The sequence below is a fragment of the Streptomyces malaysiensis subsp. malaysiensis genome, assembly GCF_040653035.1.
GTDB classification, from domain to species: domain Bacteria; phylum Actinomycetota; class Actinomycetes; order Streptomycetales; family Streptomycetaceae; genus Streptomyces; species Streptomyces malaysiensis.
In genome coordinates, this window is sequence record NZ_JBEZNG010000009.1 from 227,933 (window position 1) to 247,997 (window position 20,065).

Consider the following 20,065-nt stretch of genomic DNA (forward strand, 5'->3'; position numbering starts at 1 on the left):
ATCCCCACCGCGTTCCCCGATTGCCGCCCCGCTCTTCGCCCCGCTCCTCGCCCCGTTTTCCTCACCGCTTGGCTTCGGCCGCCAGAGAGGTCAGCGGAAATGTCTCGCCGGATTCCGCGTAACGGTGGAACCGGCCGACCCAGGACGGCTCCTGAAGGGCCCGGGCATGGGTGCGCGGCAGGGCGATATGCACATCCCGGCCGCCCTTTTGGCCATCCGTGGCCGGGGTCGGCGCGATATGCACGGTCCAGGGAATGGGGATGGGGGAGAAGTCGTACCAGAAGGGCGCGCCCTGCCCGAAGTCGATCTCGTAGAAGGGGAGTTTCGACCAGTTGTTGAGCGCGATGGTGCTGTCGAACGCGCCCAGGGCCATGGTGGGGATGACGCGCTTGAAGCGTCCCGCCTCGTGTTCGGCTTGGAGGAACGCCGTTTCCTCGCGGATTCGCTTCTCCGAGTTCTCGGCATAGCCGGAGCGGACCGCCGCGGCGATGTCGCCGAGCGAGCGGGAGCGCAGTTCGGCCGCGGTCATTCCGGGCCGGGTGTTGGAGACGGCATTGCCCCAGTAGTCATTCGGTACGGCCTCGCTGGCGAAGGAACGGAAGTCGGCGATCAGGCCGAGCCTTTCCTCGCTCGCGTCGGGGCGGTCCCGCAATTCGCCGAGCACTTTCCATAGATGGGCGGTCAGCGCGTCATTGGTCGACACCCATCGCTCCGTGCCCGCGAGGTCGCTCATCGCGGCGTCCTTCATGGCGGCCAGTTCGGCGGCCGTGAAACGGGTGGTCACCGTGGTCGTCTTGCCGAAGCGGCCCAGCAGGATGCGGCCCATGAAGGCGGATGTCTGGCCCCGCTCGGTGACCGTGAGATGGGCGCCGCCCGCGCCCGCGTCGCCCGTGCCCCCGTCGCCCGTGCCCCCGTCGCCCGTGCCCCCGTCACCCGTGGCGCCGAGCGCCTCGATGATGCCGCGGTCGTGGTTGGGTTTGGGGTATCCGAGGCCCCGGTGCTCGTTCGACCAGCTCTCCAGGAAGCTCATATAGCTGGACCCATCGGCCACGGCGTGGTTCATCGTGACGCCGAGGATGGAACCGCCATCCTTCATATGGGTGAGTTTCACCGTGAAAAGCGGTGTATCGCGGTCAACCACCCAGAACGGCATGGCGTGGCTGAGATACCGCTGCTCCAGCACCTTTTTCGCCGTATGCCGAGGCCCGTAGTCCGGCATGGGCTCGGATGCCCGGGCCTCGACGAAGCGCACCCCGGAGTCATCGCAGAGCACACTGAGGCCGCCGTCGGGATCCCGCTTCATACGGCCCGAAAGTATCGGGAAGTTGCGCAATGTCCGGCCGAGGGAGGCGCGGAGCGCCTCGCCGTCGAGTGTCTCCCGGTAGAAAAAGACGCGGGGCGTATACACCGTGCCGATGAGCAGGTCGTAGACGCTGAGCCGTATGCGGTCGCCGCTCGCCTCGCCGGCACGCACAGTGAACGATCGCTTGGCGCCGCTCTCGCCGGCAGTGCGGGATGCCGTCATAACTCAACACGCTCTCTCGTCGGGCTCAACGCGCTTTTGCGTCGACGCGGTTGACTCTACCCCGTTGGTCGTGAGCGGGTTCATGGAGTCGATCCGGGTTTAGGGAAATTCGCCAACTTCCCTCCGGTCTTGATCTTTTCCGGCGTTCGCCGTCGTGTTGGACCGGGTCAGGCCGGATGTCCCAGGAGCATCGTGGGGGAGCCCGCCGAGCGGGTGAGCACGATGGTGCAGGCGTTCCCGCCTTCGAGCCGGAGCTTCTTGCGGAGCTGCTCCGGCTCGACCGCCGAACCGCGCTTCTTGATGGTCGCGATGCCGACCTCCCGCTCCCGCAGCAGCGCCTTGAGCCTCTTCAGGTTGAACGGCAGCACATCGGTGATCTCGTACGCGGTGGCGAACGGCGTCGGGCGCAGCTCGTCCGTCGTGATGTAGGCGATCGTCGGGTCGATCAGGCGGCCGCCGACGCGGGCCGCGACATCGGCGACGAGATGGGCGCGGATGACGGCGCCGTCCGGTTCGTAGAGCCAGCGGCCGACCGGGCCGGGCTCGGGGGCGGGCAGCAGCGGGGTGCCGAGGAGGGAGTGGCCGCTCGGCAGCAGGGTGGCGCGGCGCAGCCCGGGGCGGGCGGTGCCGAACCACAGGACGGCCTCCTTCACCTGGCCGTGGTCCGAGATCCACTCGGCCTCCGCGTCCTCGGGGACCACCTCGTGCGGCACGCCGGGGGCGATCTTGAGGGCGGCGCGCGGGGTGGTGCGGGCGGCCTCGACGGCCCAGGAGAGCGGAGGGGAGTACGCCTCGGGGTCGAACACGCGGCCCCGGCCGCCGCGCCGGGCCGGATCGACGAAGACCGCGTCGAAGGGCCGGGTGTCCACCTCGGTGACATCGGCGCGGCGGACCTCGATGAGCTCGGCCAGGCCCAGCGCCTCGGCGTTGGCGCGGGCGACGGCGCAGGTCAGCGGGTCGCGATCGACGGCGAGCACGGAGATTCCGGCGCGGGCGAGGGCGATCGCGTCGCCGCCGATCCCACAGCACAGATCGGCCATGCGGCGGACGCCGAACTCCGTGAAGCGGGAGGCGCGGTACTCGGCGACGGAGGTGCGGGTGGACTGCTCGACGCCGTTCGGCGTGAAGTACATGCGATGCGCGTCCTCGGGGCCGAATTTGGCCACTGCCCGCTGCCGCAGCGCGGCCTGGGTCAGGGCCGCCGAGACCAGCGCCGGAGGGTGGTCGCGGCGCAGCCGCGTCGCGGTGGCGAGCTCCTTCGCCGGGTCGTAGTCGCGGAGCCCGGAGAGCAGCGCCTGCCCCTCGTCGCCGAGCAGTGAGTCGAAGGCGTCAACGTCCACATGGCCCATTCTCCCCGCTCCCGCGAGCGCATTCGCCTCCCTACGGCGCGCATATGCACGGCTCCGGACTGAAGATCACATTTATGATGATGATCAAGACTCGTTTTCCCCGCTGTCTGGTTCTCGTCGGCGCGGCGGCCGTGCTCACGGCCTGCGGCTCCCTCGCCGCCGCCCCCGAGCACTCCGGCTCCCGCCATGGCGCTCCCATGCCACCGGCCTCCCTCGCCTCGCGGCTGGACGACCCGCCGTCCGGAGGGGAATCGGCGTCGTCCGGGCCGGGGCACGGAGGAGGGGCCCAGGGCGGCGGCTTAGAGGGCGTGCTGCCCTCCGGTGGCGCCTCGGCGTCCGACGGGGGCCAGGGCGCGTCCGGCGCCTACCGCCGCTGGGGGCTGGACCGGCCGCTGGAGCGGCCTCCGGCCCCGCCCGCCGTCAAGCCCTCGCTCGAGCGGTCGGGGCCGTGGGGGCTGCCGCCGATCGTGCGCCGGGTGCCGACCGACCAGCGGGTGGTCTTCGTGACGATCGACGACGGGATCGAGAAGGACCCGCGCTTCGTGGAGCAGGCCCGGGACCTCGGACTGCCGTTCACCGGCTTTCTGACCGACAACGTGATCGGGACCCACTACGACTACTTCGACCGGCTGCGCCGGCTCGGCAACTCCATGGAGAACCACACCCTCACCCATCCCAACCTGGCCGGTATGGCCTACGACGACCAGGTGCGGGAGATCTGCGGGCAGCGCGACAACGTGTGGAACCACTTCGGTCAACAGCCGAGGCTCTTCCGTCCCCCGTTCGGGGAGTACGACGACTCGATGCTGCGGGCGGCCGCCTTCTGCGGGGTGCGGACGGTGGTGCTGTGGCGCGCCGAGATGGAGACCCACGGACTGGCCTACCGCTCCGGCGGCCATCTGCTGCCGGGGGACATCGTGCTCGCGCACTTCCGGGGGCCGGAGCAGCTGGAGGGGAAGTCGATGACCGACATGATCACGGAGCTGGTGCGGGCGATCCAGGCCCAGGGGTTCACGATCGGGCGGCTGGAGGACTACGTATGACGGCGCCGCCCGGGACGGCGGCCCCGGGGCCGCCGGGTCGACTCGGGCACCCCCGACCAGGGCCGCGGCGGCCGTAAGGCGGTGATGAGGTGGCGGCGAGGCGCCGAGCGGGGGCCACCACCGCGTCGCTTGGCACTCTAGTTGACTGAGTGCTAACCGCGTCATAATGTCGAGGCTGGCACTCGGCACCAATGAGTGCCAGGTATACAGCGACGGGCAGGTCCGGCACCCGCGACGACGGATCCACCTGGTCGCCACCTCAGACAGTTGACCCCGTGAGATCTCCGAAGGGGGAGGTCGGATCGTGACGACCACCAGCTCCAAGGTTGCCATCAAGCCGCTCGAGGACCGCATTGTGGTCCAGCCGCTCGACGCCGAGCAGACCACGGCATCGGGCCTGGTCATTCCGGACACCGCCAAGGAGAAGCCCCAGGAGGGCGTCGTCCTGGCCGTGGGCCCGGGCCGCTTCGAGGACGGCAAGCGCCTTCCGCTCGACGTCTCCGTCGGTGACGTCGTGCTCTACAGCAAGTACGGCGGCACCGAGGTGAAGTACAGCGGCGAGGAGTACCTCGTCCTCTCGGCTCGCGACGTTCTCGCGATCGTCGAGAAGTAATCACCGAAGTTTTGCCTATGAGCCGTGCCCCGGTGCCCGTGTCATCTGAAACCGGGGTCGGGGCACGGTTTGTTTGAGAGGACATACGCAACTCATGGCGAAGATCCTGAAGTTCGACGAGGACGCCCGTCGCGCCCTCGAGCGCGGCGTCAACAAGCTCGCGGACACCGTCAAGGTGACCATCGGCCCCCGTGGCCGCAATGTCGTCATCGACAAGAAGTTCGGTGCCCCGACCATCACCAACGACGGTGTGACCATCGCCCGTGAGGTCGAGGTCGAGGACCCGTACGAGAACCTGGGCGCCCAGCTCGTCAAGGAGGTGGCGACCAAGACCAACGACATCGCGGGTGACGGCACCACCACCGCGACCGTGCTGGCCCAGGCGCTGGTCCGCGAGGGTCTGAAGAACGTGGCCGCGGGTGCCTCCCCGGCCGCCCTCAAGAAGGGCATCGACGCGGCGGTCAAGGCCATCTCGGACGATCTGCTGGCCACCGCCCGCCCGATCGACGAGAAGTCCGACATCGCCGCCGTGGCCGGGCTGTCCGCGCAGGACAAGCAGGTCGGCGAGCTGATCGCCGAGGCGATGGACAAGGTCGGCAAGGACGGTGTCATCACCGTCGAGGAGTCCAACACCTTCGGCCTGGAGCTCGACTTCACCGAGGGCATGGCCTTCGACAAGGGCTACCTCTCGCCGTACATGGTCACCGACCAGGAGCGGATGGAGGCCGTCCTCGACGACCCGTACATCCTGATCCACCAGGGCAAGATCTCCTCCATCCAGGACCTGCTGCCGCTCCTGGAGAAGATCATCCAGGCCAACGCCAGCAAGCCGCTGCTGATCATCGCCGAGGACGTCGAGGGCGAGGCCCTCTCCACTCTCGTCGTGAACAAGATCCGCGGCACCTTCAACGCCGTCGCGGTGAAGGCCCCGGGCTTCGGTGACCGCCGTAAGGCCATGCTCGGCGACATCGCCACCCTTACGGGCGGCACCGTCATCGCCGAGGAGGTCGGCCTCAAGATCGACCAGGTCGGCCTGGACGTGCTGGGCACCGCCCGCCGCGTGACCGTCACCAAGGACGACACCACGATCGTCGACGGCGGCGGCAAGGCGGACGAGGTCACCGGCCGCGTCGCCCAGATCAAGGCCGAGATCGACACCACCGACTCCGACTGGGACCGCGAGAAGCTCCAGGAGCGCCTCGCGAAGCTGGCCGGCGGCGTGTGCGTGATCCGCGTGGGCGCGGCCACCGAGGTCGAGCTCAAGGAGAAGAAGCACCGTCTGGAGGACGCCATCTCCGCGACCCGCGCCGCGGTCGAGGAGGGCATCGTCTCCGGTGGTGGCTCCGCGCTGGTCCACGCCGCGAAGGTGCTGGAGAACGGCCTGGGCCTGGCGGGCGACGAGGCCACCGGTGTCGCGGTGGTCCGCCGCGCCGCGGTCGAGCCGCTGCGCTGGATCGCCGAGAACGCCGGTCTCGAGGGCTACGTCATCACCTCGAAGGTCGCCGAGCTCGAGAAGGGCCACGGCTACAACGCCGCCACCGAGGAGTACGGCGACCTGGTGAAGGCCGGTGTCATCGACCCGGTCAAGGTCACCCGCTCCGCGCTGGAGAACGCGGCGTCGATCGCCTCGCTGCTGCTCACCACCGAGACCCTGGTGGTCGAGAAGCCGGCCGAGGAAGAGCCCGAGGCCGCCGGCCACGGCCACGCGCACTGACGCTCCACCGTACGCAGCGCGAAGGCGCGGCCGCCCCCGCGGGGTGGCCGCGCCTTCGCGTTCCCGGGGGCCCCGCCCCGGGGCCGTCCCGGACTGACTCCGCCGTGGCGGCGCCCGGAGCCCGCGCCGGGCCTCGCTCCAGTTTTTCCCGGCCCCGGCTTTCCCGGGGCCGCGCCCTGGCCCCTCGCCGGGGCCGCGCCACCGGCGGCTTCACCCGCGCCGGGGCGGGGCGGGGCCGAATCCGCCCCCCGAAGGGCTATGCCTTCGCCGGCGGGCGGCCGACCTTGGAGGAGACGGAGGAGAGCGCCGAGCGCGGGGCCAGCTTCGCCAGGCCCGACATCGCCTTGTAGCGCGGATCCGGGATGGACAGCGACTTGCCCCGGGCGAAATCCTTCAGGGCCGCCGTGACCAGCCGGTCCGCGTCCAGCCACATCCAGCTCGGCACACTCTCCGGCTTGATCCCCGCCCGCGCGTGGAACTCGGTGCGGACGAACCCCGGGCACAGCGCCATCAGCCGCACGCCCGACCGCGCCAGATCCTTCGCCGCGCCCTGGGTGAACTGCACGACCCACGCCTTGCTCGCCCCGTAGGTGCCGCGCGGGAAGAAGGCCGCGATCGACGCCACGTTGATCACCCCGCCGCGCCCCCGGTCGCGCATCGTGTCGGCCCCCGCGCTGGTCAGCCGGAGCACCGCCTCGCAGTGCAGCTTCAGCATCCGCAGCTCATCGGTGATCGGCACTTCCAGGAAGCGGTCGCGGTTGCCGAATCCGGCGTTGTTGACGAGCAGATCGACCGGGTGGGTGCGGTCCCTCAGCCGGTCCTCGACCGCGGCGATCCCGTCGTCCTCGGACAGGTCCGCCACCAGCACGTCCGCCTCCACGCCGTGCCGGTCGTGCAGATCCGCCGCCTGCTCCCGCAGCCGCTTCTCGTCACGTGCGACGAGCACCAGATTGTGCCCGTCGGCGGCGAGCCGGCCCGCGAAGGCGGCACCGATGCCCGCCGTGGTTCCGGTGATCAATGCAGTCGTCATACGCGCACGTTATCGGCCATGGCAGGCCCCGGCGGACCGCCGAGCGGGACCGCGAGCGATCTGAGCCGGAATGAACACTTCCGTCAGTGCGTCCCCATCAGCCCGACTTCATGGCCCGGTACTTCAGGGCGGCATCCCGCGCCTCCGGGTGCAGCGCGTCACCGGCCGCCAGCACCCTCGGCAGCAACTCCCGCTCCATGGTCTCGGCGCGGAAGAGGAAGGCGACCGTCACCTCGTGGTCGGGCCGGTGCACGATCTCGACGGGGTCGCCGGAGCGGATCTCGCCGGGCACGAGCACCCGCAGATACGCCCCCGGAACGGCGGCCCGGGTGAACCGCTTGACCCACCCCCGCTCGCCCAGCCACCCCGCGAACGTACGGCACGGGATGCGCGGCGAGGTCACCTCGAGCAGCAACTCGCCCCCCACCCGCCAGCGCTCGCCGACCAGGGCGCCGTTGACATCGATGCCGCTGGTGGTGAGGTTCTCGCCGAAGGCGCCGTTGGCCAGTTCGCGGCCCAGCTCCCGCTCCCAGACGTCGAGGTCCTCCCGGGCGTAGGCGTAGACGGCCTGGTCGTCACCGCCGTGGTGGCGGGTGTCGCAGACGGTGTCACCGGCCAGACCGCTGCCGGCCCGGCCCTTCGGTCCCGGGGCCGTGACCCGTACCGGGCTGTCGGTCGGCCGCTTGTCGATCCCGGTGCCGCCCGGCCAGTCGGTGTGATCGCTCGGCATCGCGCGGCCGCGATTCACGGTGAGAACGACTGAGGGGCGTGGAGTGTGCGCCATGACCGCACCGTAGAACAGCGTCATCAAAGCGTCGACGTAATATCCGGGGCCGTACCCAAGGGTCCCTTATGCTCAAGGCATGATCGAGGCCCGCCATCTCAGGGTGTTGCGCGCGGTGGCCGCCACCGGCTCCTTCTCCGCCGCCGCCCGCGAGCTGGGCTGCACCCAGCCCGCCGTCAGCCAGCAGATGAAGGCCCTGGAGGGCGCCGCGGGCACCCCGCTGCTGATCCGCAGCGGGCGGGAGATGCGGCTGACCGAGGCGGGCCGGGCGCTGGTGCGGCACGCCACCGGGATCCTGGCCGGGCTGACCGCCGCCGAGGAGGAGGTCGCGGCGATCGCCGGGCTGCGCTCGGGCCGGGTGCGGCTGGTGTCGTTCCCCAGCGGCAGCTCGACCCTGGTGCCCATGGCGCTCGCCGAGATGCGCGCGGCACACCCCGGCACCCGGGTCTCGCTCGTGGAGGCCGAGCCGCCGGGCTCGGTGGAGATGCTGCGCTCGGGCGACTGCGAGATCGCGCTGGCCTTCCGGTATCCGCAGATGGGCGCGGACGCGGAGGCGGCCTCGGGAGGCGGCGGCGAATGGGACGACCTGGTGCTGCGGCCGCTGCTGAACGACCGGCTGGTGGGCGTGGTGCCGGAGGGTCACGAGCTGGCGGGCGCCGGGGCGGTCGGGATCGCCGAACTGGCCGGGGAGCCGTGGATCGCGGGCTGCCCGCGCTGCCGGGGCCATCTGGTGGAGGTGTGCGAGTCCGCGGGCTTCACCCCGCGGATCGACTTCGCGACGGACGACTACCCGACGGTCGTCGGCCTGGTCGGGGCGGGGCTGGGCGTCGCGGTGCTGCCCGAGCTCGCGCTGGAGTCCGTACGGACCAAGGGCGCCACGACGCTGGAGGTGGAACCGGCGGTGCGCCGGGAAGTGGTGGCGCTGACCCTGCCCGACCTCGCCCGGGTCCCGGCGGTGGCGGCGACGCTGGACCGGCTGGAGCGGGCCGCCCGCAGATGAGCGGCGCGCACACCACCTCGGGGCCGTCCGCGCCCTTGGTGGGCGGTGGCCGGTGGGCGGTGAGAGAAGGAACGTTTCTTCAGTTGGTGGGATCAGGATCGGCTCAGGAGCCCGGGGCTCCCGTACTGGCGACCGCGCGATGGCGGGCCCGCCCCATGAGCTCCTCGCGCTCGTCCTCGGTCAGCCCGCCCCACACCCCGTAGGGCTCGCGTACGGCAAGGGCGTGCGCCGCGCACTGCGCCCGTACCGGGCAGCGCATGCACACCTCTTTCGCCGACATCTCGCGTGCGCTCCGGGCAGCGCCGCGCTCCCCCTCCGGGTGGAAGAAGAGCGAGCTGTCGACCCCGCGACACGCGGCCAGGAGCTGCCAGTCCCACAGATCGGCATTCGGGCCGGGAAGACGGGAGAAATCTGCCATTGCCTTATCTCCTCGAAGCGATCGGCTGCGGACGCTGTGTCCTGGGTCGTACACCTACGGTGTAAGTAGATGTAAATATGACTCATTGCGAATCTAGCCACACAGGCGGGCAAATTGGAAGCAAGGTCGTCAAATGCCACCGAAGGGACTGCCTCGGGGGCTGCCCTATGGGGGAGGCGCGAAGGACGCGACCGGCGCGACGAAGCTGCTCCGTGTCCACCCCCTCACGTAGAGTGTCGAAGGTGGCCGCCGAACCCCGTAACTCTTTCGGGTGACCGTCGTTGAGAGTGCGGAGGCGGTTGATGGGTAAAGCTCTCGGACAGACATCCGGGGCTGTCAATCGCTCAGGTGACGATATGTACCAGCCTGGAGGCTCAAGGTGACCCGCATCAGCTGCGGAGGACGGCCATGACATCCGTCCTCGTCTGCGACGACTCCCCGCTTGCCCGAGAGGCGCTGCGCCGTGCGGTGGCGACCGTGCCCGGCGTCGAGCGCGTGACGACGGCGGCCAACGGCGAGGAAGTCCTCCGCCGCTGGGGTGCCGACCGCTCGGATCTGATTCTGATGGACGTACGGATGCCCGGTCTCGGCGGAGTCGAGACCGTGCGGCGGCTGCTCTCCGCCGACCCGGGTGCCCGGATCATCATGCTCACGGTCGCCGAGGACCTCGACGGTGTGGCGCTGGCCGTGGCCGCCGGCGCCCGTGGCTATCTGCACAAGGACGCCTCGCGCGCCGAGTTGCGCGCCACCGTGACGCAGGCGCTCGCCGACCCCACCTGGCGGCTGGCCCCGCGCCGCCTCCGCTCGGCCGAGATGGGCGCCGCGCCCACCCTCACCGCGCGGGAGATCCAGGTGCTCGAGGGCATGAGCCACGGCCGGTCCAATGCGGAGATCGGCCGTGAGCTGTTCCTGTCCGAGGACACGGTCAAGACACACGCACGCCGGTTGTTCAAGAAGCTCGGCGCGTCCGACCGGGCGCATGCGGTGGCCCTCGGGTTCCGCTGGGGTCTGGTCCGCTGATCCGGCCACGACCGTACTGACGTGCTGCGCAGCGGGGGCGCGACGGTCCCCGCCCGTCTGGTGGCGGGCGGGGCGAGAGCGTGCGCGGCGGGCCCTGTGGTGGTGGCCTGTATCCGTTCCCCGCGCTATGCCGCATCCTTGAAGATGTGGAGTTCCTCGGGGACGAGTCGGTCGGGCGTGAGGGGAGAGCGCAGGACATGACGACAGCCGGCGCACCTGCTCATAACGCTTCAGCGCACAACTACGGACGCGATGCCACGGAGCCACCGGGCCCGAGGCACCATGGATGGATGCCGCGCGACGACGAGAGCCCAGGAGCCGCCAAGGGCGCTCCCGGGGGCACCGGGGCGATCGGCGCCCTCGTCGGGCGCGCCGTCGAAGGGGATGAACAGGCCACCCACGATCTGCTGGCCCTGGTCCATCCGCTCGCCCTGCGCTACTGCCGTACGAGACTGGCCCGACTTCCTGGTGACGCCCGCCACTTCGTGGACGACCTGGCGCAGGAGGTCTGCCTCGCGGTGCTGTGCGCGCTGCCGCGCTACCGCGACACCGGAAAGCCCTTCGAGGCGTTCGTCGTGGCCATCGCCTCGCACAAGGTCGCCGACCTTCAGCGGGCCGCCATGCGCCACCCGGGCTCCACGGCCTTCCCCTCGGACGAGATGCCGGAGCAGCCGGACAATTCGCTGGGGCCCGAGGAGCGGGCGCTGCTCAGCAGCGACGCGGAATGGGCCAAGAAGCTGCTGGCCAACCTTCCGGAGAACCAACGCGAGCTGGTGCTGCTGAGGGTCGCGGTCGGGCTGACGGCGGAGGAGACCGGGCAGATGCTCGGGATGTCCCCCGGAGCGGTGCGGGTCGCCCAGCACCGCGCGCTGAGCAGGCTGCGCGCGCTCGCCGAGCAGTGAGCCGAGCGCACGGTGAACCGAGGCGCGCGCCGAGCCGTAATCAGTGGTGAGAGGGGATTGCCCGGCGTCGTTACGCCTTCGTGCCTTCCGCGATGAGCGCGTCGCTGAGAGGTTGTCCACAGGCGGAATGAGGCACTCGGGAAGCCCGTTAGCATGGGAGTCCGCGCTGGGGCAAGACCATTGGAAGGGTGTCATGACTGACAACGTCGACGGAGTGCCTGAGAAGTTCGCCATGCTCGGGTTGACGTACGACGATGTGCTGCTGCTGCCGGGCGCCTCCGAGGTGCTGCCGAACGCGGTCGACACCTCGTCCAGGGTCTCTCGAAACGTCCGGGTGAATGTGCCCCTGCTGTCCGCCGCCATGGACAAGGTCACCGAGTCCCGGATGGCCATCGCCATGGCCCGGCAGGGCGGGGTGGGCGTGCTCCACCGCAATCTGTCCATCGAGGACCAGGCCAACCAGGTCGACCTGGTCAAGCGCTCCGAGTCCGGCATGGTCACCGACCCGATCACGGTCCGCCCGGACGCCACGCTGCACGAGGCGGACGCGCTGTGCGCCAAGTTCCGCATCAGCGGTGTCCCGGTCACGGACGCGGTGGGCAAGCTGCTCGGCATCGTCACCAACCGCGACATGGCCTTCGAGGTCGACCGGGGCCGCCAGGTCCGCGAGGTCATGACCCCGATGCCGCTGGTCACCGGCAAGGTGGGGATCTCCGGCGAGGACGCCATGCAGCTGCTGCGCCGCCACAAGATCGAGAAGCTGCCGCTGGTCGACGACGCGGGCGTGCTCAAGGGCCTGATCACGGTCAAGGACTTCGTGAAGGCCGAGCAGTACCCCCACGCGGCGAAGGACTCGGGCGGCCGGCTGGTCGTCGGTGCCGCCGTCGGTGTCGGCGACGAGGCGTACGAGCGGGCGCAGGCGCTGGTCGAGGCCGGTGCCGACTTCCTGGTGGTGGACAGCGCGCACGGCCACAGCCGGGGCATCCTCGACATGATCGCCAAGGTCAAGTCCAATATCGCGGTCGATGTGGTGGGCGGCAATGTCGCCACCAGGGACGGCGCCCAGGCGCTGATCGACGCGGGGGTGGACGGAGTGAAGGTCGGCGTCGGCCCGGGCTCCATCTGCACCACGCGCGTGGTCGCGGGCATCGGCGTACCGCAGGTGACGGCGATCTACGAGGCGGCGCGCGCCTGTCACGCCGCCGGGGTGCCGCTGATCGGCGACGGCGGTCTCCAGTACTCGGGCGATATCGCCAAGGCGATCGCGGCCGGTGCGGACACGGTGATGCTGGGCAGCCTGCTGGCCGGCTGCGAGGAGTCGCCGGGCGAGATGGTCTTCATCAACGGCAAGCAGTTCAAGTCCTACCGGGGCATGGGCTCGCTGGGCGCGATGCAGTCGCGCGGCCAGGGCCGCTCGTACTCCAAGGACCGCTACTTCCAGGACAACGTCCTCTCCGAGGACAAGCTGGTCCCCGAGGGCATCGAGGGCCAGGTGCCCTACCGCGGCCCGCTGTCCTCGGTCGCGCACCAGCTGGTGGGGGGCCTGCGGGCGTCGATGGGCTATGTCGGTTCGGCCAATGTGGCGGAGCTGAAGGAGAAGGGCCGCTTTGTGCGGATCACCGGTGCGGGCCTCAAGGAGAGCCACCCGCATGACATCCAGATGACCACCGAGGCGCCGAACTATTCCGGCCGTTGACCCGCGCCGTTCACCCGGGCGCCCCCGCGAAGGCGCGGGCGGGGATACTGGGGCTCGTTGTGGGCGGGGATACTTGCGACGGCTGTTCATGAACAGGGAAAGGCACCCACGTGACTGAGATCGAGATCGGGCGCGGTAAGCGCGGCCGCAGGGCGTACGCGTTCGACGACATCGCCGTTGTGCCGAGTCGTCGCACCCGGGACCCCAAGGAGGTCTCGATCGCCTGGCAGATCGACGCCTACCGCTTCGAGCTGCCGTTCCTGGCCGCGCCGATGGACTCGGTGGTCTCGCCCCGTACCGCGATCCGCATCGGTGAGCTCGGCGGCCTCGGAGTGCTCAACCTCGAGGGGCTCTGGACCCGTTACGAGGACCCGGAGCCGCTGCTGGCGGAGATCGCCGAGCTGGACGAGCAGGCCGCGACCACCCGGATGCAGGAGATCTACGCCGAGCCGATCAAGGAGGAGCTGATCGGCCGGCGTCTGAAGGAGGTGCGGGACGCGGGCGTGGTGACCGCCGCCGCCCTGTCCCCGCAGCGCACGGCGCAGTTCTCCAAGGCCGTGGTGGACGCGGGCGTCGACATCTTCGTGATCCGCGGGACCACGGTCTCCGCCGAGCATGTCTCCGGTGCCGCCGAGCCGCTCAACCTCAAGCAGTTCATCTATGAGCTGGACGTTCCGGTGATCGTGGGCGGCTGCGCCACATACACCGCCGCGCTGCACCTGATGCGCACCGGCGCCGCCGGTGTGCTGGTGGGCTTCGGCGGCGGCGCCGCGCACACCACCCGCAATGTGCTGGGCATCCAGGTGCCGATGGCCACGGCGGTCGCCGATGTCGCCGCCGCCCGCCGGGACTACATGGACGAGTCCGGCGGCCGCTATGTGCATGTGATCGCGGACGGTGGCGTCGGCTGGAGCGGCGATCTGCCGAAGGCCGTCGCCTGCGGTGCGGACGCGGTGATGATCGGCTCCCCGCTGGCCCGCGCCACGGACGCGCCCGGCCGCGGTCACCACTGGGGCATGGAGGCCGTGCACGACGAGGTGCCGCGTGGCAAGCGGATGAACCTGGGCACGGTGGGCTCCACCGAGGAGATCCTCCTCGGCCCCTCGCACACCCCCGACGGTTCGATGAACTTCTTCGGCGCGCTGCGCCGCGCGATGGCCACGACCGGCTATTCGGAACTGAAGGAGTTCCAGCGGGTCGAGGTCACGGTCGCCCCGTCGGCTCGCGACAAGCGCTGAGCGTTCTTCGGCCCGAGCGCTGAGCGTTCTTCGGCTGAGCGTTCTTCACCAAGGGGAAGGCCCCGACCGCATCGCGGTCGGGGCCTTCTCTGCGCTGTCTTGCGTTTGTGCGTCGCCCGTGGGGTCAGCGGTTGCTCATCCGATAGGCGGTGCTGACCGCGGCGACCGGCGCGAGCGCCATGAAGATGTAGGTCAGCGCGTCCGAGTCTTCCTTCCACGACTTCCACAGGTCGCTGAAGTGGTCGAAGAAGATGTCGTTCGAGGAGAGCACCTGGCTGCTGGCGCCGCCGCCGAGCTTGTCGGCGTAGTTGCTCATCACATCGTGCAGGATCATGGCGTAGCCGTAGAGCTCGCCGAGGAACACCGCGGCCAGGGCCAGCACCGCGCCGACCACCCACAGCCCCGTGTTACGGCCGCCCAGCTTGGCGACCGCCAGACCGATGAGCGCACCGACGACCACACCGGCGTAGGCGAACTGCGTGACCTCCGGCGGGGTCTTGTCCGTGTCCGCCATGGCGCTCAGCAGGAACGCGTAGAGGAACGCGCCGACGAGCGTGGCCACGATGGCGGCGCCCACGGCCAGCAGCGGGTTGCCCGGCCGGCCGGCCGGCGGCGCGGGCGGCGGGAAACCGCCGCCGTACTGCGGCTGGGGCGCCTGCGGCGGCTGGGCCGGCTGCCCCTGCGGGTAGCCGTAGCCGGGCTGCTGCGGGGAGCCGTATCCACCGGCTTGCTGGGGCGGGGCGGGCTGCTGGGGATAGCCGCCCGGCTGCTGCGGGTACCCGCCTGGCTGCTGTGGCTGCTGCCAGTTCTGGCTCATGGAATTCCCCCGGGGATGAAGGTGTTGAGACCGCGTTCCGGGGACAGCTCAGCTGATGAGCGGCTGTGGACTGGGAACGCGGAACGAAACTTTCGAGCCATAAAACTAACAGGCGGGCATGACAATCAGACAAGTCGTGTCCGAAGTCCGTGACATGGCTGGGACCGGACGGAGACACGCTGACCCGGCATATGGGGATTTCGCCGGTGCTGCTCGGCGACCCGCCTCCGCTACTCGGTGACCCGCCTCGCGACGAGGTAACTTTCCGCTCCCGCCACGGCGTAGAAGGTGATGTCGTTGCGCCCCAGGATGTGATCGCGCCAGTAGTCCACCACCAGGCCGAAGTGCTCGATCAGGGTGTCCGTGGTGGGCCAGGAGCTCTCGTCCCCCATCAGCACCGCGGCGCCGAGCAGTTGTGCCAGCGAGACGCTGATCACCGCAAGCGGTATGCCGATGAGCGCCAGCAGCGGCGCGCGCCCGCCCAGTTTGCCCAGCGCGGCGCCGGTCAACAGGCCGATGCACAGCGCCCAGTAGCCGACCTCCTGGCCGCGGTGGCCGATTTTGCCCTGGATGAAGCCGAAGACCAGGGCCCCGAGCAGGGCCGCCGCGATGCCCGCCGCGAGTCCTCGGGCCGGTCGAGGGGCCTGAGCTGCGGAGGATGCGGACGCGATCATGACCGCAAGGTAGCAGTGGCATGGCCGCACGGTGGTGCGAATGACGGCAGTGCCGGGACAGAATCCGGCATAAGCAATAATGTCAACTTATGGCGCAGAACAAGTCGTTCAATGGGCGTGACATGGGTATCGACCTCGGTACCGCCAACACACTGGTGTACGTCCGGGGCAGGGGCATCGTTCTCAACGAGCCGTCGGTTGTGGCCGTCAACACAGTCGACGGCAGTGTGCTGTCGGTGGGATCGGCGGCCAAGGAGACCATGGGGCGCACGCCGACGAACATCGTCGCCGTGCGGCCGCTGCGCGATGGTGTGATCGCCGATTTCGAGATCGCCGAGCGCATGCTGCGGTACTTCATCAAGAAGATCATGGGCAGCCGCCGGCTGGCCCGTCCCCGCGTGGTGGTCTGTGTGCCCTCCGGGATCACGGGCGTCGAGCGGCGGGCGGTGATGGAGGCCGCCACCCAGGCCGGGGCGCGTCAGGTGCATCTGGTCGAGGAGCCCATCGCGGCGGCGATCGGCGCGGGGCTGCCGGTGAGCGAGCCGACCGGCTGCATGGTCGTCGACATCGGTGGCGGTACGACGGAGGTCGCCGTGGTCTCGCTGGGCGGCATCGTCACCGCGCGGTCGGTGCGTACCGCGGGCGACGCCATGGACGTGGCGATCACCTCCTATGTGAAGAAGCAGTACGCGCTGGCGATCGGTGAGCGGACCGCCGAGGAGATCAAGGTCTCCATCGGATCCGCCTCGCCCGCCGGGCCGCTGTCCGTCCCCCGGGTGTCGGATTCCGCCCGGCGGCCCGAGCGGAATGTCGAGGTGTTCATTCCGGGCCAGAGCGAGGACTCCGAGGACACCCAGACGCTGCTGCCACCGGACCGCTGCACCATCCGCGGCCGCGACCAGGCGACCGGGCTGCCCAAGGTGCTCGAACTGACCGCGGACGAGGTGCGGCACGCCCTCGCCGAACCGGTGGACAGTATCGTCGCGGCGGTGCGGGCCACGCTCGACGAGACCCCGCCGGAGCTCGCGGGCGACATCATGGACCGCGGCATCGTGCTGACCGGCGGTGGAGCCCTGCTGCGCGGTCTGGACGTACGGCTGGGGCGTGAGCTGGACATTCCGGTGCTGGTGGCCGACGACCCGCTGGACTGCGTGGCCATCGGCACCGGCCGCTGTGTGGAGGACTTCGCCTCGCTGCGCACCGCGATGGACGCACGGCCCCGCAGGCCGGACACCGTGCGGGTGTGACGCGTAAGCGCTCCGCTGGGCAGGCCGCCTGAGATGCCGTCGTTTGTCTTGCGGTGCCGTCGTGGCCGGTCGCCCACGTGGCACAGCCGCACATCGACACAGCCCGTGCCTCTTCGGGGTGCCGTTCGAACCGCGGCCGACTTCCGCGATCCGCCGAGGCCGCGTCGGGGCGGTCCCGGGGCCGGGGCTCCCCGGGGTGGCGGCCCTGAGCGTGCGGCAGCGCTCCCGGCGTGGTGGGCTGGTGACACCGCGTCGGTCCCGTGCGGCGCGAGCGGATGGCAGGCGCGGGCGTCGAGGTGGTGGTCGTGGGGCGCGGCGGGACGTACGGACGGACGGTCGTCGCGACCGTCACCACGATCCTGGTCGCGATCACCTCCGCGCTATGGACCCCCGCCGGGCCCGCCGAGGCCGTGGGCTCGGCGCAGGGCCGTGGGGTCCACGGCGGCGCGATGGCATACGGCTGTGCGGTTCACGGCGGCGCGACGGCGTACGGCCGCGAGTCCCGCGGCGGGTCCGTGGCGTCCGGCCGTGGGTCTTCTGGGGGCACCACGGCGTCCGGCTGTGGGGTTCACGGCGCGGGCACGTCGTACGGTCGGGGGTCTTCCGGCGGGTCCGTGGCGTCCGGCCGTGGGCCTTCCTCGGGCACTGCGGCGTCCGACCGCGAGGTGCGCGGCGCGGGCACGTCGTACGGCCGCGGGTCTTCCGGGGGGTCCGTGGCGTACGGCCCCGGGGCTTCCGGCGCCGTCACCGCTTCCGGCCGCGAGGCGCACGGCCCCAGTGCGGCACATGGCGTCGGCACCGCCCACGGCGCCACCGCACACGGCGCCAGTACGGCGCATGGTGCCCCCTCGCGGCGGTATCCCGTTTCCGTCGAGTTGGCATCCCTCACCCCCGCGGTGGTTCGGCAGGGCGGTGAGCTGAGGATCAGTGGGCGGGTCACCAATACCTCCGGGCGGCGTCTGGGCGCCGTACGCATCGGGGTGCGGATCGGCGCCTCCGGCGCGATCGACACCCGTGGCGAGCTCTCGGCCGTGGCCCGCCGTACCCCCCTGACCAGGGCCGACGGCCCCGAGGTGGCCAACCGCACGGCCCGTCTCGCCCCGCTGGCGACCGGCGCCGAGCGTGGCTTCCGGCTCACCGTGCCCGTGCCCGATCTGGAGCTGGACGGCGCCGGGGCGTACGCGCTCACCGTGAACGTGGTCCGCGCGGACGGCGCCCGCGCCGGGACCGTGCTCGGGCTGACCCGTACCCATCTGTCCGCGTACCCCGACGCCACCCGGCTGGAGCCGCTGCGTACCACTGTGCTGTGGCCGGTCCTGGACGCCCCGCGGATGGAGGCGCTGACCCTGCGCACCCAGGACAGCGTGCTGCCGGTCTTCCGCGACGACGAGCTGACCGCCGCCTTCGGCCCCGGCGGGCGGCTGCGGCGGCTGGTCGAGATGGGCAAGGGGCAGCCGGTCACCTGGGTCCTCGATCCGGATCTGATCGTCCAGGCACAGGCCATGGCCGATGGCTACCGGGTGGCCCGTACGCCCGGTGACAGCGATCCGCGGCAGGCCGCCGAGGGGGAGGGCGGCGAGGCGGCGGCGGACTGGCTGGCCGCGCTCCGTACGGCGGTCAGGGGCCGGGAGGTGATCGCGCTGCCGTACGCGGACCCGGATCTGACCTCGCTGGCCCGCGGCGGCGGCGCCCCGCTCACCGGACTGCTGCGCCGGGCCTCCCGCACCGGCCGGAGCGTGGTGGACAGGGCGCTGGGCGTCCACGCGCGCGCCGGTGTGGGCTGGCCCGCGGGCGGCGAGCTGGACGACAGGATCGCCCGCTACGCCAAGAAGCTCGGCTTGGACACGGTGCTCGCCTCCGGCGCCGGGGTGGCCACCGCCGGTGAGCTGGTCTCCGAAGGAGCCACCGACGACGGCGCCGTCTCGCTCGAGGGCGGCACGACCGCGCTGCGCTACGACGCGGCGATCGCGTCGCTGCTCTTCGCGAGCCACCCGGCCGCGGGCGCCTCGGGAGCGCCCGCCCGGCTGCTGCTGCGGCAGCGGCTGCTCGCCGAGACGCTGACGGCCGCGCGGGAGCTGCCGAACGCCCGCCGCGAGCTGGTGATGGTGCCCCCGCGCCGGATGCCGCTCGCGGTCGCCCGGGTGCTGCTCACGGTGGTGGCCGAGGGCCGTAAGGCGGGCTGGCTGGCGCCGGCCGGGTTCGCGGCCGCGCTGCGCAAGCCCACGGCGGGGCGGCTGCGAGGCTTCGACGGCTATCCGCTCGCACGGCACGCCGCCGAGCTGCCGCCCGACCGGCTCGCGGCGGTGGTGCGGGACCGCCGCCGGATGCGCGCCCTGGCCAAGGTGCTGTCGGACGCGCGGGCCACCGCCGCGTCCGTCCGGGCCGCGCTGGCCCGCTCCGTCGCGACCGCCTGGCGCGCCGACTCGGCGGGCGCGGCCGCGTACCAGCGGGGGGTGTCCCGCTATCTGACCGCCTCGATCGCGTCGGTGCGGCTGGTGCCGAAGTCCACGGTGGTGGTGGCCGGGGGCTCGGCGACCATTCCGGTCACCGTCGACAACGGTCTCCAGCAGGACCTCACCGGGGTGGAGCTCCGGGTCCTCTCCAGCCGCCCCGAACGGCTGACCGCCCGGGACCGCGCGGTGCCGGTCCAGGCGTCGCGGGCGGTGAGCCGTACGGTGCGGATCCGGGTGGAGGCGTACGCCAACGGCCCGGTGCTGCTCACCGCCCGGCTCTACACCACGGCCGACGGCAGGCCCTGGGGCGCGCCGATGACGTTCACGGCGGATGTGCGGTCGGTGCCGTCGGGAGCGGTGCTCTTCGTGCTGGGCGGGACGGGGCTGATCGTGCTGGCGGTCGCGTTCCGGCTGCGGCGCGCGCGGAGGCGGTGACGGTGACAGGGGCCATGAAGGAGGCGGCGATGACGCGCGCGGCGATGAAGGAGGCGGTGGTGACGGGGGGCGAGGACGGCAGGTGAGGACGGCCGGCGATGACGGGC

At 71.2% G+C, this 20,065-nt stretch carries 17 protein-coding genes; 10 read left to right on the forward strand and 7 right to left on the reverse strand.

The window, feature by feature from the left end:
- Positions 1-61: 61 nt before the first annotated feature.
- Together AB0E24_RS20775 and AB0E24_RS20780 are read right to left on the reverse strand one after the other, a co-directional pair.
- Complete coding sequence (locus AB0E24_RS20775; RefSeq protein WP_359378777.1) at positions 62-1,525, reverse strand: acyltransferase; 1,464 nt, start codon at positions 1,523-1,525, stop codon at positions 62-64.
- Between the two features lie 167 nt (positions 1,526-1,692).
- The gene (locus tag AB0E24_RS20780; protein ID WP_069865127.1) at positions 1,693-2,874 is read right to left on the reverse strand and encodes a class I SAM-dependent methyltransferase; all 1,182 of its coding nucleotides are present in this window, start codon (positions 2,872-2,874) and stop codon (positions 1,693-1,695) included.
- A gap of 80 nt (positions 2,875-2,954) precedes the next feature.
- On the opposite strand from AB0E24_RS20780, the gene AB0E24_RS20785 reads away from it, so the two are divergent.
- The 3 genes from AB0E24_RS20785 (at position 2,955) to groL (ending at position 6,244) form a co-directional block, all read left to right on the forward strand.
- Positions 2,955-3,917 carry a polysaccharide deacetylase family protein gene (locus tag AB0E24_RS20785; protein ID WP_359378780.1) on the forward strand — a complete coding sequence of 321 codons (963 nt, stop codon included), beginning with the start codon at positions 2,955-2,957 and terminating at the stop codon, positions 3,915-3,917.
- Positions 3,918-4,221: 304 nt separating this feature from the next.
- Positions 4,222-4,530, forward strand: a complete 309-nt coding sequence (gene groES, locus AB0E24_RS20790; protein WP_014054228.1) for a co-chaperone GroES — start codon at positions 4,222-4,224, stop codon at positions 4,528-4,530.
- Between the two features lie 94 nt (positions 4,531-4,624).
- A complete protein-coding gene (groL, locus tag AB0E24_RS20795) occupies positions 4,625-6,244 on the forward strand; it encodes a chaperonin GroEL (RefSeq protein WP_069865124.1) in 1,620 nt (539 codons plus the stop codon).
- A 256-nt stretch (positions 6,245-6,500) separates the two neighbouring features.
- On the opposite strand, the gene AB0E24_RS20800 is transcribed toward groL, so the two are convergent.
- Together AB0E24_RS20800 and AB0E24_RS20805 are read right to left on the reverse strand one after the other, a co-directional pair.
- Positions 6,501-7,274 carry an SDR family NAD(P)-dependent oxidoreductase gene (locus AB0E24_RS20800; RefSeq protein WP_069865122.1) on the reverse strand — a complete coding sequence of 258 codons (774 nt, stop codon included), beginning with the start codon at positions 7,272-7,274 and terminating at the stop codon, positions 6,501-6,503.
- 97 nt (positions 7,275-7,371) lie between these two features.
- On the reverse strand, positions 7,372-8,058 hold the full coding sequence (locus AB0E24_RS20805; RefSeq protein WP_359378785.1) for an MOSC domain-containing protein: 687 nt from the start codon (positions 8,056-8,058) through the stop codon (positions 7,372-7,374).
- A gap of 79 nt (positions 8,059-8,137) precedes the next feature.
- Between AB0E24_RS20805 and AB0E24_RS20810 the strand changes: the two genes are divergently transcribed.
- Entirely contained in the window at positions 8,138-9,058 is a 921-nt protein-coding gene (locus AB0E24_RS20810) for a LysR family transcriptional regulator (protein ID WP_069865119.1), read from the forward strand.
- A 103-nt stretch (positions 9,059-9,161) separates the two neighbouring features.
- Here AB0E24_RS20810 and AB0E24_RS20815 read toward each other — a convergent pair whose 3' ends face one another.
- A complete protein-coding gene (locus AB0E24_RS20815) occupies positions 9,162-9,476 on the reverse strand; it encodes a WhiB family transcriptional regulator (RefSeq protein WP_037952995.1) in 315 nt (104 codons plus the stop codon).
- A gap of 408 nt (positions 9,477-9,884) precedes the next feature.
- Between AB0E24_RS20815 and AB0E24_RS20820 the strand changes: the two genes are divergently transcribed.
- From AB0E24_RS20820 to AB0E24_RS20835, 4 genes are all read left to right on the forward strand, one after another.
- Positions 9,885-10,496: a response regulator transcription factor gene (locus AB0E24_RS20820; RefSeq protein WP_003948568.1), complete on the forward strand. Its 612-nt coding sequence runs from the start codon at positions 9,885-9,887 to the stop codon at positions 10,494-10,496.
- Between the two features lie 290 nt (positions 10,497-10,786).
- On the forward strand, positions 10,787-11,398 hold the full coding sequence (locus AB0E24_RS20825) for a sigma-70 family RNA polymerase sigma factor (RefSeq protein ID WP_069865117.1): 612 nt from the start codon (positions 10,787-10,789) through the stop codon (positions 11,396-11,398).
- Between the two features lie 193 nt (positions 11,399-11,591).
- Positions 11,592-13,094 (forward strand): IMP dehydrogenase, encoded by a 1,503-nt coding sequence (gene guaB, locus AB0E24_RS20830; protein WP_069865115.1) that lies wholly within the window; start codon positions 11,592-11,594, stop codon positions 13,092-13,094.
- Positions 13,095-13,204: 110 nt separating this feature from the next.
- Positions 13,205-14,332 (forward strand): GuaB3 family IMP dehydrogenase-related protein, encoded by a 1,128-nt coding sequence (locus tag AB0E24_RS20835; RefSeq protein ID WP_069865113.1) that lies wholly within the window; start codon positions 13,205-13,207, stop codon positions 14,330-14,332.
- A gap of 124 nt (positions 14,333-14,456) precedes the next feature.
- Here the strand turns inward: AB0E24_RS20835 and AB0E24_RS20840 are convergent, their stop codons facing one another.
- Complete coding sequence (locus AB0E24_RS20840) at positions 14,457-15,149, reverse strand: hypothetical protein (protein ID WP_359378791.1); 693 nt, start codon at positions 15,147-15,149, stop codon at positions 14,457-14,459.
- Between the two features lie 230 nt (positions 15,150-15,379).
- Positions 15,380-15,823: a hypothetical protein gene (locus AB0E24_RS20845; RefSeq protein ID WP_100806509.1), complete on the reverse strand. Its 444-nt coding sequence runs from the start codon at positions 15,821-15,823 to the stop codon at positions 15,380-15,382.
- Between the two features lie 89 nt (positions 15,824-15,912).
- Here AB0E24_RS20845 and AB0E24_RS20850 point away from each other — a divergent pair, with 89 nt between their 5' ends.
- Entirely contained in the window at positions 15,913-17,070 is a 1,158-nt protein-coding gene (locus AB0E24_RS20850; protein ID WP_069865108.1) for a rod shape-determining protein, read from the forward strand.
- Positions 17,071-17,345: 275 nt separating this feature from the next.
- Entirely contained in the window at positions 17,346-19,958 is a 2,613-nt protein-coding gene (locus AB0E24_RS20855) for a DUF6049 family protein (protein ID WP_359378794.1), read from the forward strand.
- Positions 19,959-20,065: the final 107 nt, after the last annotated feature.